Source organism: Campylobacter insulaenigrae NCTC 12927 (genome assembly GCF_000816185.1).
In the GTDB taxonomy this organism is placed as follows: domain Bacteria; phylum Campylobacterota; class Campylobacteria; order Campylobacterales; family Campylobacteraceae; genus Campylobacter_D; species Campylobacter_D insulaenigrae.
Map to the genome: position 1 here is coordinate 1165312 of NZ_CP007770.1, position 18224 is coordinate 1183535.

Below are 18224 nucleotides of genomic sequence, written 5' to 3' on the forward strand. Positions count from 1 at the left end.
CTATACTAATATTAAATTTTATTTTTCATTTGTCTTTTATGTTTATTAATATAAAATTAAATAAAAAGAAGTATATATGAATAATCCTTTAGTTTCTATTATTATCCCAATTTACAATGTTGCTCCTTATTTACAAGAATGCTTAGATAGTGTCATAAACCAAACCTATAGCAATTTAGATATTATTTTAATAGATGATGGAAGTAACGATAATAGTTTAAATATAGCTTTAGAATATCTAAGAAAAGATAAAAGAATGTTTTTAATTTCCAAGGAAAATGGTGGACTTAGTTCGGCTAGAAATATAGGAATAGAGTTTATAAAGAACACAAAGCTTCGAAATTTTTTTGAAAATCAAGATAAGGAAGACATTCTTTCATACACAACAATTAATATTTTTAGTAAAGATACAAAAATTATCACAAAGGACAACATAGAAGCCAATTTTGTTCAAATTGAAGAAAGATACATCAAGACAAATATAGAAAATATTAATGATTTTATAATTCAAGAATTACCAAATTCTATAATACATTTCTTGGATTCTGATGATTGTTTGTTAAAAGATTGTATAGAGCTTTGTATAGAAAAAATGTTAGAAAAGGAACTAGATATCTGCATACATAATTTTGAAAAATCCATAAAAGATAGAAAAAATAACTATTCATGTTTTAATCTAGAAATAATGGAAAATAAAGGCATTGATATGCTTATAAAAAACAAATTATATAATTTTGCCTTTGCTTGCTATGGTTGCTTTCAGAGTAAAATTCTAAATCAATACAATCTCCGTTTCACTCATGGAATTTATCATGAAGATCATGATTTTGGAACTATTTTATTTTGTTTAGCCAAAAAAACATTTTACATCGATAAAGTTTTAATGGTTTATAGGATAAGACAGGGATCAATTACTAATTTTGAAAACCAACAAATGCCTGAAAATTTACCAAAAAATTTAGAAATTTTAAAACCTTACTTTAGAAATTATAATGATTTAAGAGAATATTTTAGATCATATTGTTTTTGTATGATTGCTTTTAAAATTTATAAATTTTATATTAGCCCCAACTTATTAAATAATAAAGAAAAGTATTTTCTCAAAAAAAGTATAAAACGATATAATTATCTTTACTTAGAAAAATACTATCCGCAAGATTATTTGGGTTTTATTTTGTTACTAGATTCAATGGGTTATAAAAATTTAGATTTACTTAAATTTTTTGTAGAACTAAGGTTTATCTTAAGACATCCAACAAAAATAAAGACTTTTTTTAATAAATTTTCAACTGTCCAATTCTATTTTTACAATAATTTCACAAAATCATTAAGTAAATTAATACCCATTAAATCATTAAGAAGAAAATTAAGAAACCATATAAGTTATAAAATAGAGCACCCAAAGGTAGCAAATTATCTTACTATTAATTATATCAACCCTTTTTTAGAAAGAAAAATTTCTCATTTTATTTTTGAGAAAAAATATCACTTTAAAAATGATAAAATCATTTGGCAATTTTGGTATCAAGGTAAAGATCAAGCTTCACCTCTTATACAACAATGTTTTAAATCTATACAAAAATATATGGGGGGGGGTAATTACACCATCATTATTTTAGATAAAAATAACCTAGAAAATTATCTTGATTTTCCACCCTTTGTAAAAGAAAAATTAATCAATAATTTTTTTGGAGAAAAAACCATCACTTTCTTTTCAGATCTTTTAAGAGTATGTTTACTTTCTACTTACGGAGGAATATGGTGTGATGCTAATATATTTTTAAGCGATAAAATCCCACAAAATTTATGCGAAGAAGATTTTTTTGCCTTTGAAAGGGCACAAAACAAGCCAAGCAAAGAAGAGTTAAAACGTTTTATTAAAAGTGGATATTTTTCTTATGGATATTTTAATTGGAATGATGATTTTAAAGTCAAACTACTAAATAGCTTTATCATAGCCAAAGCTAACAATAAAAATATTCAAGCCTTAAAAGATATGCTTTTGTACTATTGGCACAATGAAAAAAATTGCAACAATTTTTATTATTTTACTTTCCAAATCATTTTTGAACTTCTTAAAAAACATGGCTATATAAACAAAACATATAAGAATATGAGCGATATACAATGCCATTTATTACAATTTTATGCGAAAGAAAAATTTGATCCTTGCTTATGGGAAGAAATTAAAAATCAAAGTTTCTTACATAAACTTACACATTTTAAAACCATAAAGAAAAACTCCATGATAGATGCAATTATCATGCAAAATAAAAATTAATTTTTAAATAAAATATTTTTTATCTTATGCCAAATTTTATCTATATCATAAGGAAGGGTAAAATTGATAAATGGCTTTATAAGCACTAATTGTTTTTTTAAATTTAAAGGATCTTTATCAAACTTATTTATCATCAATGCTTTTTTTGCATAAAAAGACAAAAATGCTTCTTTAATAGCATTTGCATTTTCATCATTTTTATCTTTAAAAAATTCTATTAACTTCAAAGCTGTTATTACCCTACTAGAAGCTTTTAAATACTTTTTAGCTTCTTTTGGATCTTGATTAAAATTTTCATATATATCATTAAAATAGTGTGTTATGTTTTCTTTACTGACTTTTTTATCATGATTTGATATGCTATTAGCTCTTAAACAACAACGATACAATCTTTTAGGCAAAACATAAATTTTCTTAACACTAGCAAACAAAACCATACCAAAATGTATATCTTCATTGATGATTTTATCAATAAATTTAAGCTTTATACCTTTTAAAAAAGTAAAATCTATCATACCATTCCAACCAAAAGAAATATCTTTTGATCCTATGCTAATGGCTCTAGCAGCATATTCTTTAGGACTTATAATGCATTCATTGTAATAATTAAAAATATCCATTCTGTTTTTTTGTCCCTTATCTTTAATGCCTTTTTCATAAATACAAGAATGATTAAACCAAAGCACTTCAACATTACTCATTTTATTTATACATTCTTCTATGCAGTTTAATTCCCAAGAATTATCAGAATCTAAAAAGATAATATAATCTATAATAGGATAAGTAAAGTTAGTTAAATCTTGTTCATTATTAAAAGCTTTAGAGCTTTTATAAGCTTTGTATATATTGTAATGATTATTTTCTACATCAAATTCTATTAAATCATTTTCTGTGTTTGTACTTTGTAGTTTATATTCTCCACTAAAATATTCTATACCTACATTTCTAGCTGAACTAAGTCCACCGTTTTCTTTATCAAATAAAATAAATCTTTCATCTTTTAAAGTATATTCTTTAGCTATATTAAGTGAATTTTCATCTGTACTTCCATCATTAACTAATACTATTTCTAAATTTTTATAAGTTTGATTGATTACACTATCTAAACATTCTCTTAGATATTTTTCTACATTATATATAGGGATTACTACGCCGACTTTTTTATTCATTTTCTTTCCATGTAATTTTTTTATTTTTTATAGTATCTAAATAAATTTTATGATTACTCTCAAGCATATTTTTACTATTTTCCTTATGATAAATATGATAAGCTAAAGCATAAAATTTAACTCTTGCAAAAGTACCATTGTTAAATAAAAATCTAGCTACAAACTCACTATCTTCTCTACCCCAGCCTATAAATTTTTCATTAAAACCATCAATAGCTTCAAAATCACTTTTATAAAAACTCATATTGCATCCTCTTACGCCTTTAATAAGTTGGGATTTTTCAAAAAAAATCTTATTAAGCTTTGAAAATTTATATACGCATTTAGCTAAAAAAGTATTTTTTTTATTTTTGAAACCTTTTTTAGCAAAGGCTAAACTAAAATCATTTTTTTCTAAGAGTTCTTTGCTTTCTTTTTCGTTTAAAATCACTCTAGAACCTTGTAAAAATACTTTTTTTTGTGCAAATTTTAAATGATCTCCAATGAAGTTTTTTTCTAAAATCATATCTCCATCAACAACGATTATATATTCACCTTTGGAAGCTTTGATAGCTTTATTTCTAACTTGACTTAATCTAAACCCTTCGTCTTCTTGCCAAATATGTTTTAAATTACAAGGAAAATCTTTCTGATATACTTGTATAAGTTTAGCTGTATCTTCTTTACTACCATCATCAGCTATTAAAACTTCATCTGGCAAAATACTTAAATTTTTAACACTATCTAGCACTAAGGCGAGTCTTTCTTTTTGATTATAAGTTGTGATAACCAAAGAACAAGTATGTGGTTTTTGAAGTTTTAATTCATACAATTTCATATATTTAAAAAACGCTCCAAGTCCATTACACAAACTAATTATAAAACCTTTATATCCATAAAAAATTCCTTTCTTGAAAAAATAATTCCTCAAAAAAGTCCATCCACCGCGTATTAAAGCTTTTAAAACACCACTATCTTTGTGTAAATTTTGCAAAGCCCAAAGACTTGAATACCTTTGAAGCTTATCAAGTAAAGCATTTATATCTTCAAAAGCATAGTGCGTTAGAGCACTTTTTAACTTAATTTTTTGCGTATTATTATGGATAATTAAACTTTCATGAACCAAATTATCATTAAAACAAGTGTGATTTTTATTGAAGATACGCATAACATAATCAGGATACCAACCGCAAGCTTTTATCCATTCATTTTTATATAAATTTTTTCTTGCTAAAAGCAAAATTTGATTTGTCTGAACTTGTATCTTACTAAGCTCAGAAAAAATTTCTTCTCCAACAACTTCATCTACATCAATATTAAAAATCCATTCATTACTTGCATAAGAAAGGGCTAAATTTTTCAAAGCTCCAAAACCTATAAAATGATGATGATAAATTTTCAAATGAGAATGATGCTTTTGAAATTGTTTAGCAATATCATAGCTTTCATCACTACTTTCATTGATTAGTAAAATAATTTCTCCAAAGTCTTTAAGAGATTTTAAACATTGTTTTAAGGTATCTTGAGCATTTTTAACAATCATTATTACAGAAATTTTTTTTATATCCATATTTAAACCTTATATTTTACCTTGCTTTTAAATCTCTTATGAAAGAAAAAATACTCATCAGGCTTAAATTTAATCATTTCCTCACAACATTTTGCTTGATATAAAGTTAATTCTTCAATGCTTTTTTCACTAGCATACATTGCTTGAAAATTTTTAATAAAAAATTGTCCATCTTTTTGATAAACAAAACAAGGTAAAATAACTCCTTTTACTTTTTTTGCAAGCACACTTGCACCGGAAATAAAATTAACTTCTTGATTAAAATAAGATATTTTAATACTCTCGCTATCACTAGCATGCTGATCTGTTAGTATTCCAAGGGTTCTTTTTTCTTTCAATGCTTTTAGCATTTTCTTAAGCCCACCTTTTTTTTCTATAAGTTCTATATCAAATTGCTTACGATTTTTACTTAAAATTTTATCCATAACTTTACTATCTAAAGGTCTTGCCACTATAGAAATACCCTTAAATTTAGCCCCAAAAAGCAAAGCCAAAAGCTCCCAATTACCATAATGAGCTGTAGTTACAATAAGAGGAATATCACTTTGTATAAGTTCTTCTACTATGCTTTGATTTTCAAAATGGATTTTATTAACAAGCTCTTCTTTAGTGATATTTTGATTTTTTATAAAATCTATACCAAATTTAGCGTAATTTTTATAGACATTAAGACTAGTTTGCTCACGCCAATTCTTATCCTTATCGGGAAAACAGATTTGAAGATTAATATCAATGATTTTTCTATGTTTTTTGTTAAATTTATAACTTATTAAAGCTACTAAATCAGCAAATTTATAAAGCATTTTTTTAGGTAAAAAGGTAACTAAGAATTTTAAAATATAAAAAAGACTTAAATAAATACAACTCATTTTTTTTCCAAAAGCTCACAAGCTAATTTAAAAATATCTTTTTCATCGATATTTTGTATGCAAAAATCACTCTTGTCGATATGTTTTGAATAAAGTATTTTTTTACCCGCATTGATTGTTTTATTTATAGTTGTTTCATAAGTATTTCTTTGACTAGGAGTAGCTCCAAAAATAGTAATAGATGGCTTATTTAAAGCAAAAGCAAGATGAGTAGGACCACTATCATTACCAATAACTAAATCAACTGCTTTAGTTAAAGCACATAGCTCATTTAAATTTAGTTTTGGTGCTAAATCTATATTTAAATGCTTTAAATTCAAAACCATATCTTTGGCAAAATTAAATTCGCTCACGCTACCCCAACCTAATAAAATCTTAGTATTTGCAAAGTGCTCTAAAAGCATTCTACAAAGCAAAGTTAAACGTTCTTTTGGATAAATTTTATTAGGCATTGAAGAACCCACATGCATCAATATAACAACATCTGCTTCTTTTAATGAAAGTGTTTGTTCTAATTCATCTTTTAAATCCTCATCTATAAAAAAACAACTCTGTTTTAATTTGATATCTCCATGGTCAAAATGCTCATTTAAAACATATGCAACTAAAGATAAATTACGCACTATAATATTTTCTTCATAGTTGCAAGCAAATTTATGTCTATAAAAATTACTTGCAAAACTTTCTTTTATACTATCTTGATCAAACCCAAAAGTATTTGTACATAAAAATTTACTCACTAAAGCTGATTTAATCAAACCTTGTAAATCAATCACAACATCATATTGATTTTGTCTAGCTTCTAAAAGAATCGAAAAACTTTCTTTAATTTTTTTTTCTTTCAAAGGTAGAGCATAAACTTCATCAATCATAGGATGATCTTGTAATAAAGTTGCAAATTTTGCATCTACAAACCAATCAATACTAGCTTTTGGAAGGTGTTTTTTAATAAATTGCAATACAATAGCCGCATGGATGATATCTCCAAGAGCAGATAATTTTACTAAACCTATTTTCATCTATAACTTTATTTTTTAATATTTCTTGTTATGATTTTATCAAATATTATTTAAAAAAAGGTTGATAATGCAAGAATATATATGTGTATTTGATTGCGAAAGCATACCAGATGTAGAGTTAATTAAAAAAATCCATTATTTTAGTGGAGATGATTTAAGCATCAGCAAACAAGCTTTGCAAAAACAAAAAGAAGAAAGTGCAAATGAATTTTTACCCTTACCTTTTCATAAAATAGTTAGTATTTGTGCAGTTTTGGCAGATAAATTTGGAAATTTCATAAAAGTTAGCAAGATTAAAGGTGAAAATGAAAAACAGATGTTAGAAGATTTTTTTAATTTCATAAAAAAATATCAGCCTCGTTTAATCAGTTTTAATGGCAAAAATTACGATATGCCTTTATTTGTAATTAGAGCTTTAAAATATAACGTTGATGCAAGTGCATATTTAGATGTAAGTGATAAATGGGATAATTATAAAAGCAAATATGCTGAAAATAAGCATTGCGATTTATTGGAATCTTTAGGAAGTTTTGGACAAAAAGGATTAAAGCTTGATACGCTTTGCACTATGGCAAATTTGCCAGGAAAATATGATGTCAGTGGCGATCAGGTATTAGAACTTTTTTATAAAAATGAAATTGAAAAAATTCACGAATACTGCGAAAGTGATGTGCTAAACACTTATATGCTTTTTTTAAAATATGAACTTATTAAATCAAATATTACAAAAGAAGATTATCTAAATATTTTAGAACATTTTAAAGAAGAACTTTTAAAGCTTACTCAAAAAAGTTACCAAAAACCTTTTTTAGAAGCTATAGAAAAAGAAAAAAGCATAATTTTGAATTAATTAATAAATGTATATTAAAATTCACAAAAAAATAACTCAAAAAGGGCAAAATATGAAAATATTAATAACTGGCGGAGCAGGATATATAGGATCTCACACATTAAAACAATTTTTGCAAACTGAAAATGAAATTTGCGTTTTAGATAATCTTTCAAAAGGAAGCAAAATCAGTCTTGATGAACTTTCAAAAATAAAAACTTTTAAATTTTTCGAACAAGATTTAAGCGACTTTGCTGGAGTTAAAAAACTTTTTAAAGAAGAAAAATTTGACGCAATTGTGCATTTTGCAGCTAGCATTGAAGTGCCTGAAAGTATGCAAAATCCACTAAAATATTATATGAATAATACAGCAAATACAAGTAATTTGATCCAGACTTGTTTGGAAACAGGAGTTAAAAAATTCATCTTTTCTTCAACTGCTGCTACTTATGGTGAGCCACAAAGCCCAATTGTAGATGAACAAAGTCCATTAGCACCTATTAATCCTTATGGTTATAGTAAATTAATGAGTGAGCAAGTATTACGTGATGCAAATATGGCAAATCCTGACTTTAAATACTGCATTTTAAGATATTTTAATGTGGCTGGAGCTTGTATGGATTATCCTATAGGTCAACGCTATCCAAAAGCTACTTTACTTATAAAAGTTGCTGCTGAAGTAGCAGCAGGCAAAAGAGATAAACTCTATATTTTTGGTACTGATTATGACACAAAAGATGGTACTTGCATTAGAGATTTTATTCATGTTGATGATATTTCAAGTGCTCACTTAGCTGCTTTAGATTATTTAAAAAATAATGAAAGCAACATCTTCAACGTAGGTTATGGACATGGTTTTAGTGTAAAAGAAGTTGTTGAAACAATGAAAGAAATAAGTGGAGTTGATTTTAAAGTTGAGTATGCTCCAAAAAGAGCAGGAGATCCTTCAGTTTTAATTTCAAACGCCAATAAAATTAAAACTTTAACCTCATGGAAACCAAAATTTGATGATTTAAAACTTATTTGCAAATCTGCTTATGATTGGGAAAAGCAGTGTTAAAAAAATTATTTTTTATACTTAATTCTCACGACAAAAAGTTTTTATTTGCTTTGCTTACATTTTCTATTTTCATAGGATTTATTGAAAGCTTTGCTATATCTTTGATAATGCCTTTTGTTTCTGTAGCGAGTAATTTTGAACTCTTAGAGAAGAGTTCTTACTTTAGACCTATTTATGAATACTTAAATTTGCCCTCATATAAACTTGTAGCTTATTTTGGTTGTATTTTAATAGTTTTTTATATTTTTAGAGCTTTTTTAAATGCTTTTTATTTTCATTTACTAGCTCGTTTTTCCAAAGGGCGTTATCATACTTTTGCTTGTAGAATTTTTAACAAATATTTACACCTTGAATATGAAAATTTTACCAACAAAAATCAATCAGAACTCTTAAAAACTATCACCCAAGAAGTTTTTCACTTAAGTACTTTAATTAGTGCATTTTTATTAATGTTAAGTGAAAGTTTTGTAGTGTTTTTACTATATACTCTTTTATTGATAATTAATTACAAAATTACTTTAGCTTTAAGTGTATTTTTATTGTTGAATGCATTTATTTTAATAAAAATTCTCTCACCTTTAGTCAAAAAAGCAAGTTTTGCTAGAGAAGAAGCGATGAAAAATTATTTTGAAATTTTAAACGCTAATCTTAATAATTTTAAAATTATCAAATTAAAAACAAAAGAACAAAGCACTCAAAAATTATATGAAATTCAAAGTGGGCTTTTTGCTAAAGCAAATATCAGCAACGAAAGTATGTCAAGCATACCAAGAATTTATCTTGAAGGTATGGGATTTTGCATGCTTTGTTTGATTGTTGTATATTTAGTTTTAAGATACGAAAGTGATATTTCTTCTATCTTAGCAACTATAACAATTTTTGTAGTTGCACTTTATCGTTTAATGCCTAGTGCAAATCGTATTATCACTAGTTACAACGAAATCATTTATTATAGAAATTCCTTAGATATTATCTATGATATTTTAAATGAAAAAGAAGAAAAATTAGGTAATGAAAATATAGAATTTGAAGAGAAAATAGAACTTAAAGATTTATTTTTTGCCTATAAAGGAAAGAAAAATCTATTTAAAGGTTTAAATTTTACGCTTCAAAAAAATGAAAAAATTGCATTTATAGGAAAAAGTGGTAGTGGAAAAAGTACCTTAGTAGATCTTATAATAGGACTTTTAAAACCAAATGATGGAGCTATTTTTATAGATGGAATAAAATTAGATGAAAATAATATAAAAAGTTTTAGAAGCAAAATTGGTTACATACCTCAGCAAATTTACCTTTTTAATGATTCCATAGCTAAAAATATCAGCTTTGGAGAAGACATTGATGAAAATCTCTTAAAACAAGTCATCAAGCAAGCTAATCTTGAAAATTTTGTAAATTCACTCGAACATGGAATTCACACTAAAGTTGGAGATTCAGGATCATTTTTAAGCGGTGGTCAAAGACAAAGAATAGCCATAGCAAGAGCTCTTTATCAACAACCTCAAATTTTAGTTTTAGATGAAGCTACTAGTGCACTAGATCAAGAAAGTGAAGCAAAAATTATGGATGAAATTTACAAAATTTCTCAAGATAAAACTTTGATTATCATAGCCCATAGATTATCTACTATACAAAAATGCGATAGAGTTTTTGAAGTTGATCGTGGTAATTTAAAGGAAAAAAAATGAAAATTTGTTTTATTATTGCGACTTTAAATTCAGGTGGAGCTGAAAGAGTTTTGGTAACTTTAGCAAATGAACTTTGTAAAAAACACGATGTTACTATTATTAAATTTCATAAAGAAGAATCCTTTTATAAATTAAATCCAGCTATAAGATTACTCACGCTTAATCAATTTGATTTTTCTACTATTTACAATAAAATTGCTTCACGTATTAAAAAATTTCAAGCTTTAAAACAGATTTTAAAAGAAAATCCTAGTGATGTTTTTATTTCATTTTTAGATACAACAAATATTGCTTGTATTTGGGCTAAAAGAGGTTTAAATACTCCTTTAATCATTAGCGAACATAGTTCACATGCTTATTTAAAATCAAAAATTTGGAAATTTTTGCGTAATATTAGCTTTCCCTATGCTGATGCTCTAACTGTACTTAGCAATGATGACAAAAATTATTATGAGAAATTTGTTAAAAAAGTGGTAAATATGCCTAATCCTTGCCATTTTGAACTTACTAAAAATGAGTTCAAGAAAGAAAATACTGTTTTATTTGTAGGAAGACTTGACCATAACAAAAATGCTTCAATGTTTTTAAAAGCTATATCAAGACTAGATAAAAATCTACAACATGATTATGAATTTTTAGTTGCAGGAGATGGAGAGTTAAGAAAACAACTTCAAAATGAAGCAAACGCACTCAATTTAAAAGTCAATTTTTTAGGAAAAGTTTCTAATATACAAGAACTCTATGAAAAAGCTAAAATCATTTGCCTTTGCTCGTATATTGAAGGATTACCAACTATTTTATTAGAAAGTTTATATTTTCAAGTTGCACGCATTAGCACAAAATATTTAAGTGGGCATAAAGATTTAATTAATGATAATTACGATGGATTATTAGTAGATTTAAATGATGATAAGGATTTAAGTATGAAGCTTACCTTACTTATGCAAGATGAAAATTTAAGAAAACAAATAGCAATAAATGCTCTTAAAAGATGCAAAGATTATGAAGTTAGCAATGTAGCAAATAAGTGGATAGATTTGATTAACGAAATAAAGGCTAAATAATGAAAAAACTCGCAATTTTTATATATTCTTTGGGTAGTGGTGGGGCTGAAAGAGTTGTTTCAACTTTACTTCCAATATTAAATTTAAAATACGAAGTTCATTTAATTTTAATGAATGATAAAATTTCTTACGATATACCCGAAGTAAATATTCATTATTTAGAAAAATCAACTCCAAATGAAAGCAATTTATCTAAATTTTTAAAACTCCCTATGTTAGCCTTAAAATATAAAAAATTGTGCGAGAAATTAGATATTAACTTACAATTTGTCTTTTTAAATCGTCCCAACTATATAGCACTAATGGCCAAAGTTTTAGGCTTAAAATCTACTCTTATTATTAATGAATGTACTACGCCAAGTGTTATATATCAACATAATAATTTAAATTCTTTTATTAATAAATTTTTGATTAAAAACTTATACAACAAAGCTGATCTGATTTTGGCTAATTCTTTGGGAAATAAAGAAGATCTTTTGCAAAATTTTAACATCCAATCAAACAAATGTGATATTTTATACAATGCCATAGACATAGAAAGTATCGTGGAAAAATCAAAAGAAAACATTGATTTTAAAGAGCCATTTATTTTAAGTGTTGGAAGATTAGATCATGGAAAAAATCATGCAATGCTAATCAAAGCTTACTCTAAAATTCAAACAAATTTAAAGCTTGTCATTCTGGGAGAAGGGATCTTAAAGAACGAACTTTTATCTTTAATCAAAGAATTAAATTTGGAAGATAAGGTATTTTTACTTGGTTTTGACAACAATCCTTATAAATATATGAGTAAGTGTGATTTTTTTGCTTTTGCTTCTTCTTTTGAAGGTTTTTCAAATGTATTAATTGAATGTTTAGCTTGCAATGCTGCTGTACTTTGCACTGATCACAAAAGCGGCGCACGAGAATTGTTTTTAGATAATAAATTTGGACTTTTAGTTAAAGTTGATGATGAAAATGCTATGCGAGAAGGTTTAGAAAAGATGGTCAATAATGAAGATTTAAAGGCTGATTATAGAAATAAAGCATTTAATAGAGCAAAAGATTTTGATAAAGTTCAAATTGCTAAAAAGCTTTTTGATTTTTTTAATGAGGCTTAAAATGAAAGTAAAACCAAATTATATTGAAAATAATTCCTTTATTTATACTTGTATTTTAATTCTCATTGCATTTACTTTTAGCGTATTATGTAGACTTTACTGGGTTGCTTGGGCAAGTGAATTTCATGAATTTTTCTTTAATAATCAACTTATGATTACGACTAATGATGGATATGCTTTTGCAGAAGGTGCAAGAGATATGATAGCTGGATTTCATCAGCCAAATGACTTATCTTATTTTAATAGCTCACTTTCCACCTTAACTTATTGGCTTTATAAAATTCTACCTTTTAGTTTTGAAGGTATTATGGTTTATATGAGTACTTTTTTTGCTTCATTAATAGTTATCCCTATAATTTTAATAGCAAGAGAATACAAACTAACAACATATGGCTTTATAGCCGCTTTGCTAGCAAGTATTGCAAATAGTTATTATAACCGTACTATGAGTGGCTACTATGACACAGATATGTTAGTACTTGTATTACCAATGCTAGTTTTACTTTCTTTTATAAGATTAACCATAGATAAAGATATTTTTACTTTACTCTTAAGCCCTATTTTTATAATGATTTATCTTTGGTGGTATCCATCTAGCTATTCTTTAAATTTTGCCATGATAGGACTTTTTGCACTTTATACTTTGATATTTCACAAAAAAGAAAAAATTTTTTATCTAGCCATTATAGTAATGATCGTAGCTTTAAGTATGTTAGCTTGGTATTATAAGTTGACTTTAATTGTATTATTGTTTGCTATTTTTGCTTTAAAAGAAGAAAAAATTAATTTTTATATAATTTGGAGTTTAATCTTTGCAAGTATTTTAATACTATTTTTAAGTGGAGGATTAGATCCTGTTTTATATCAACTTAAATTTTATATTTTTAAATCTAACGACGTTCAAAATTTAAAAGAGGCTGCATTTTTATATTTTAATGTTAATGAAACTATTATGGAAGTTAATACTATCGATCTTGAAGTATTTATGCAAAGAATTAGCTCCAGTGTTGCAGTGTTTATTCTTTCTTTTATAGGTTTGTTTTTTTTATGCAAAGATCATAAAAGTATGTTTTTAGCTTTACCTATACTTGCATTAGGTTTTGTAGCCTTGGTAGCAGGACTTAGATTTACCATATATGCAGTTCCTGTAATGGCTTTAGGATTTGGATACTTTTTACATATTTTTATCACATTTTTACGAAGAAAAAAAATACTTTCTAATTTTAAAAATATTAATATTATTTTGATTCTTGCAAGTATTTTTGCACTTGTACCAGCAATGATACATATATATTATTACAAATCTTCTACTGTTTTTACCTCTTATGAAGCACAAATTTTGGATGATTTAAAGCAAAAAGCTCAAAGAGAAGATTATGTTGTCGCTTGGTGGGATTATGGTTATCCTATACGATACTTTAGTGATGTTAAAACTTTAATTGACGGGGGTAAGCACTTAGGAAAAGATAATTTCTTTTCTTCTTTTATTTTGAGCAAAGATCCTATTTCAGCTGCGAATATGGCAAGACTTAGCGTAGAATACACAGAAAAATCTTTTAAGGAAAATTATCCTGATATTTTAAAAGCCATGATTAAAGACTATAATCAAACCAATGCTAAAGACTTTTTAGAGAATTTAAATGATATAAATTTTAATCTCAATGAAAAAACTAGGGATATTTATATTTATATGCCTTATAGAATGCTAAGAATCATGCCTATAGTAGCTCAATTTTCCAACACTAGTCCTGATACAGGAAATCAAGAAAAAAGTTTATTTTTTTCTCAAGCTAATGCCATAGCTCAAGATCCCACTTCAGGTTCTGTAATGCTTGATAATGGAGTTGAAATTATCAATGATTTTAGAGCCTTAAAAATAGAAGGAAATACTTTTTCTCTAAAAGCATTTGTGGATATTGAATCAATTACAAATGGAAAATATTATTACAATGAAATCGATCCAAAATCACAAATTTATTTATTATTTTTAAGAGAATATAAAAGCTTTATTCTTTTAGATGAAAATCTTTATAATAGTACTTATATACAAATGTTTTTGTTAAATCAGTATGATCAAAATTTATACGAACAAATTACCAATGACCCAAGAGCAAAAATTTATAGGTTAAAAAGATGAGAATAGGAATTTTAACTCACAGTGCTATGAGTGTGTATTATTTTAGATTGGCACTTATTAAAGCTTTAATTAAAAGAAATCATGAGGTTTTTATCATTACTCCAAAAGATGATTTTTCTCTAGAACTTGCTAAACAAGGCTATAATATCTGCCATTATGAGCTTGCAAGATCTAGTGTAAATCCTTTTGTGGTTTTAAAGAACCTTTTAAGTTTGAAAAATACCCTCAAAAAACTAAATTTAGATTTTTTACAAACAAGTGCACATAAAAGTAATACCACAGGTATTATAGCTGCTAAAATGGCTGGCATAAAACATACTTTTGGTTTGGTTGAAGGTTTAGGAAGTTTTTATATTGATGATGATTTTAAAAGTAAACTAGTTAGATTAGGAATTAATTTTTTATATAAAATCTCTTTTAAGTTGGCAAATGGTTTTATTTTTGTTAATGAAAGTAATGCTTTATTTATGGAAAATTTAGGGCTAAAACAGAATAAAATTAAAATCATCAAATCCGTAGGAGTAAATTTAAAACAATACTTGCCACTACAAATTTCTCCAGAAGAAAAAACTTTATTTTTAAATGAATTTAATATGCCACAAAAACCTATAATTTTAATGATATCAAGAGCTTTATGGCATAAAGGAATAAAAGAATTTTATGAAGCTGCCTTAATCTTAAAAGAAAAAGCAAATTTTGTTTTAGTCGGAGGGCGAGATGATAATAAATCTTGTGCTCCACTTGAATTTTTAAATTCAAAAGAAGTATTTTATCTAGGAGCTAGAAAAGATATTACAAAATTGCTAAATTTATGCGATATTTTTGTCTTACCAAGCTATAAAGAAGGTTATCCAAGAACTGTTTTAGAAGCCATGGCTTGTAAAAAAGCTTGCGTAGTAAGTGATGCTGAAGGTTGCATTGAAGCGGTAGAAAATGCCATAGATGGCTTAATTTGCAAATGTAAAGATAGCAAAGACTTAGCAGAAAAAATTCAAATTTTATTAGAAGATCCAACATTAAAAGACACCTTAGCGCAAAATGCTTTCTTGAAAGCACAAAATTACAACGAAGATGATATTGCTTTAAGATATATAGAATTTTATAAAGGATTTGTAAATGTATAAAAATGGATTTAAAAGAATATTAGATTTTTGTCTTGCTTTAGTTTTACTCATTATATTTTTACCTTTTATCTTACTTATAGCTCTCATGCTAAAAATAATACAAGGAAGTGTTATCTTTAAACAAGCAAGACCTGGTTTAAATGAAAAGATATTTTATATTTATAAATTCAAAACTATGAGTGATGAAAAAGATGAAAATGGAGAACTATTAAGTGATGAGATACGCTTAAAACCTTTTGGAAAATTTATAAGAAGTTTGAGTTTAGATGAATTACCTCAGCTTTTTAATGTATTAAAAGGTGATATGAGTTTTATAGGTCCTAGACCTTTACTTGTTGAATATCTTCCTTTATATAATAATGAACAAAAAAAACGCCACAATGTAAGACCAGGTATCACAGGATGGGCACAAATTAATGGAAGAAATGCTATATCTTGGGAACAAAAATTTAAATTTGATGTAGAATATGTCAATCAATGTTCTTTTTTATTTGATGTAAAAATATTTTTTATGACTATCATAAAAGTATTAAAGCGTAGCGGTGTAAATAAAGAAGGAACAGTAACAACGGATAAATTCAATGGGTACAACTAAAAATATTTATATTTATGGAGCTAGTGGTCATGGCTTAGTTTGTGCGGATGTGGCTAAAAGCATGGGTTATGAAAAAATTATTTTTTTAGATGACTATAAAGGTTTGCAATATTCACCCAACTTAGAAAAATATGATATGTTTATAGCCATAGGAGCTAATACCATTAGGGAACAACTTTGTAAAAAAGTTATAAAAGATGGTTTTAAATTAGTAAATTTGATACATAAAAGTGCTATCATTAGTGAAAATGCATCTTTAGACGATGAAGGTATTTTAATTATGCCTAATGTTATAGTTAATGCAAAAGCCTGCATTAAAAAAGGTGTAATTTTAAATAGTGCTTGCGTGATTGAACATGAGTGCTTTGTAGATGAATTTACGCATATTAGTGTAGGCGTTAAACTTGGTGGAGCTGTAAAAATAGGCAAAAGATGTTTTTTAGGGGTTAATTCAAGCGTAATTCCTTGTCTAAATTTAAGCGATGATGTAACTTTAGGTGCTGGAGGAGTTGTAATTAAAAATATAACTTCAAAAGGCGTATATGCTGGAGTTCCTGCAAAAAAAATAAAGGATTAAAATGAGATTTTTTTTATCTGCACCACATATGAGTGGCAAAGAATTAGAATATATTCATAGAGCTTTTGAGAGTAATTATATAGCACCTTTAGGAGAATTTGTAAATGCTTTAGAACAAAGTATCAAAGATTATACAAAAAGTTCTAATGCTTTAGCGTTAAATGCAGCTACTGCTGCTATACATTTAGCACTTAGAGTTTTAGGAATCAAGCAAGGAGATATTGTTCTTGCTTCTAGTTTTACTTTTATAGCTTCAGTTGCTCCAATTTCTTATATGAATGCTACACCTGTTTTTATAGATTGTGATGAAACATATAATTTAGATGTAAATTTATTAAAAAAAGCTATAAAAGAAAGCCTTAAAAAGCCTAAAGCACTCATTCTTACCCATCTTTATGGTAATGCTTCTAAAATGGATGAAATTGTTCAAATTTGCCAAGAAAATAATATTTATTTGATCGAAGATGCAGCAGAAGCTCTAGGAAGTTTTTATCATAACAAAGCTTTAGGTACTTTTGGAGACTTTGGTGTTTACTCATTTAATGGCAATAAAATTATCACAACAGGTGGTGGTGGTATGCTAGTAAGTGAAGATAAAGATTTATTAGAAAAAGCAAGATTTTATAGTACTCAAGCAAGAGAAAATTGCCTGCATTATGAACACAAAGAGTATGGTTACAACTATAGAATGAGTAATATTTTAGGTGCCATAGGAACAGCACAAATGGAAATTTTAGATGAAAGAGTAGAAAAAAAACGTCAAATTTATCAATGGTATAAAGAATTTTTAAGTGAAAAATTTACTTTTTTAGATGAATTAAAAGATTCTAAATCAAATCGCTGGCTTAGTACTGCTTTGCTTGATTTTAATACAGACAAACTTAATACTTACGAAAAACATTGTATTTGTGAAAATAAAAATGTTCAAATACAAAATAAAATTTTAAAAATAATTCAAAATTTAAAAGATAATCAAATAGAAAGTCGCCCCCTTTGGAAACCTATGCACTTACAAGAACTATATAAAAATCATGATGCATATTTAAATGGAAATAGTGAATTTTTCTTTAGTAATGGAATTTGTCTTCCAAGCGCGACGACTATGGAAAAAAAAGATGTAGAGGAAGTTTCTACACTGATTTTAAAAACTTTAAAGGATTAAG

General features: G+C 26.5%; 15 protein-coding genes and 1 pseudogene. 12 read left to right on the top strand and 4 right to left on the bottom strand.

Annotated elements, in window-relative coordinates; genetic code table 11:
* Positions 1–76: 76 nt before the first annotated feature.
* Both CINS_RS07955 and CINS_RS07960 read left to right on the top strand, forming a co-directional pair.
* Positions 77–262: pseudogene (locus CINS_RS07955) on the top strand (glycosyltransferase family 2 protein); the annotation flags it as partial.
* Positions 263–1261: 999 nt separating this feature from the next.
* Positions 1262–2281: a capsular polysaccharide synthesis protein gene (locus tag CINS_RS07960; RefSeq protein ID WP_052252016.1), complete on the top strand. Its 1020-nt coding sequence runs from the start codon at positions 1262–1264 to the stop codon at positions 2279–2281.
* Here the strand turns inward: CINS_RS07960 and CINS_RS06025 are convergent.
* From CINS_RS06025 to waaC, 4 genes are read right to left on the bottom strand one after another with little or no spacing between them, the layout of a single operon-like run.
* Positions 2278–3450 (bottom strand): glycosyltransferase family 2 protein, encoded by a 1173-nt coding sequence (locus CINS_RS06025; RefSeq protein ID WP_039650714.1) that lies wholly within the window; start codon positions 3448–3450, stop codon positions 2278–2280. The genes CINS_RS07960 and CINS_RS06025 overlap by 4 nt on opposite strands.
* Positions 3443–4999: a glycosyltransferase family 2 protein gene (locus CINS_RS06030; protein ID WP_039650716.1), complete on the bottom strand. Its 1557-nt coding sequence runs from the start codon at positions 4997–4999 to the stop codon at positions 3443–3445. The genes CINS_RS06025 and CINS_RS06030 overlap by 8 nt, the downstream gene beginning before the upstream one ends.
* A gap of 2 nt (positions 5000–5001) precedes the next feature.
* Positions 5002–5868 (bottom strand): lipid A biosynthesis lauroyl acyltransferase, encoded by an 867-nt coding sequence (locus CINS_RS06035; protein WP_039650718.1) that lies wholly within the window; start codon positions 5866–5868, stop codon positions 5002–5004.
* Positions 5865–6887: a lipopolysaccharide heptosyltransferase I gene (gene waaC, locus CINS_RS06040; protein WP_039650720.1), complete on the bottom strand. Its 1023-nt coding sequence runs from the start codon at positions 6885–6887 to the stop codon at positions 5865–5867. Before waaC ends, CINS_RS06035 begins: the two co-directional genes overlap by 4 nt.
* A 67-nt stretch (positions 6888–6954) precedes the next feature.
* On the opposite strand from waaC, the gene CINS_RS06045 reads away from it, so the two are divergent.
* The 10 genes from CINS_RS06045 to pglE are packed head-to-tail and all read left to right on the top strand — an operon-like array spanning position 6955 to position 18223.
* Complete coding sequence (locus CINS_RS06045) at positions 6955–7737, top strand: 3'-5' exonuclease (protein WP_039650722.1); 783 nt, start codon at positions 6955–6957, stop codon at positions 7735–7737.
* Between the two features lie 52 nt (positions 7738–7789).
* Entirely contained in the window at positions 7790–8776 is a 987-nt protein-coding gene (gene galE / locus CINS_RS06050; RefSeq protein WP_039651432.1) for a UDP-glucose 4-epimerase GalE, read from the top strand.
* On the top strand, positions 8770–10464 hold the full coding sequence (gene pglK, locus CINS_RS06055; RefSeq protein WP_039650723.1) for a BC-type lipopolysaccharide transporter PglK: 1695 nt from the start codon (positions 8770–8772) through the stop codon (positions 10462–10464). Before galE ends, pglK begins: the two co-directional genes overlap by 7 nt.
* Positions 10461–11528, top strand: a complete 1068-nt coding sequence (gene pglH, locus CINS_RS06060) for a GalNAc-alpha-(1->4)-GalNAc-alpha-(1->3)-diNAcBac-PP-undecaprenol alpha-1,4-N-acetyl-D-galactosaminyltransferase (RefSeq protein ID WP_039650724.1) — start codon at positions 10461–10463, stop codon at positions 11526–11528. The genes pglK and pglH overlap by 4 nt, the downstream gene beginning before the upstream one ends.
* Positions 11528–12628: an N-acetylgalactosamine-N,N'-diacetylbacillosaminyl-diphospho-undecaprenol 4-alpha-N-acetylgalactosaminyltransferase gene (pglJ, locus tag CINS_RS06065; RefSeq protein WP_039650726.1), complete on the top strand. Its 1101-nt coding sequence runs from the start codon at positions 11528–11530 to the stop codon at positions 12626–12628. The genes pglH and pglJ overlap by 1 nt, the downstream gene beginning before the upstream one ends.
* 1 nt (position 12629) lies before the next feature.
* On the top strand, positions 12630–14765 hold the full coding sequence (gene pglB, locus CINS_RS06070; RefSeq protein WP_039651434.1) for an undecaprenyl-diphosphooligosaccharide--protein glycotransferase: 2136 nt from the start codon (positions 12630–12632) through the stop codon (positions 14763–14765).
* Positions 14762–15889, top strand: coding sequence for a N,N'-diacetylbacillosaminyl-diphospho-undecaprenol alpha-1,3-N-acetylgalactosaminyltransferase (gene pglA / locus CINS_RS06075; protein WP_039650728.1), 1128 nt, complete (start codon positions 14762–14764; stop codon positions 15887–15889). Before pglB ends, pglA begins: the two co-directional genes overlap by 4 nt.
* The gene (gene pglC, locus CINS_RS06080; RefSeq protein WP_039650730.1) at positions 15882–16484 is read left to right on the top strand and encodes an undecaprenyl phosphate N,N'-diacetylbacillosamine 1-phosphate transferase; all 603 of its coding nucleotides are present in this window, start codon (positions 15882–15884) and stop codon (positions 16482–16484) included. Before pglA ends, pglC begins: the two co-directional genes overlap by 8 nt.
* A complete protein-coding gene (gene pglD, locus CINS_RS06085; RefSeq protein WP_039650732.1) occupies positions 16471–17061 on the top strand; it encodes a UDP-N-acetylbacillosamine N-acetyltransferase in 591 nt (196 codons plus the stop codon). Before pglC ends, pglD begins: the two co-directional genes overlap by 14 nt.
* Before the next feature lies 1 nt (position 17062).
* Positions 17063–18223: a UDP-N-acetylbacillosamine transaminase gene (pglE, locus tag CINS_RS06090; RefSeq protein ID WP_039650735.1), complete on the top strand. Its 1161-nt coding sequence runs from the start codon at positions 17063–17065 to the stop codon at positions 18221–18223.
* The last annotated feature ends 1 nt before the right edge of the window (position 18224 follow it).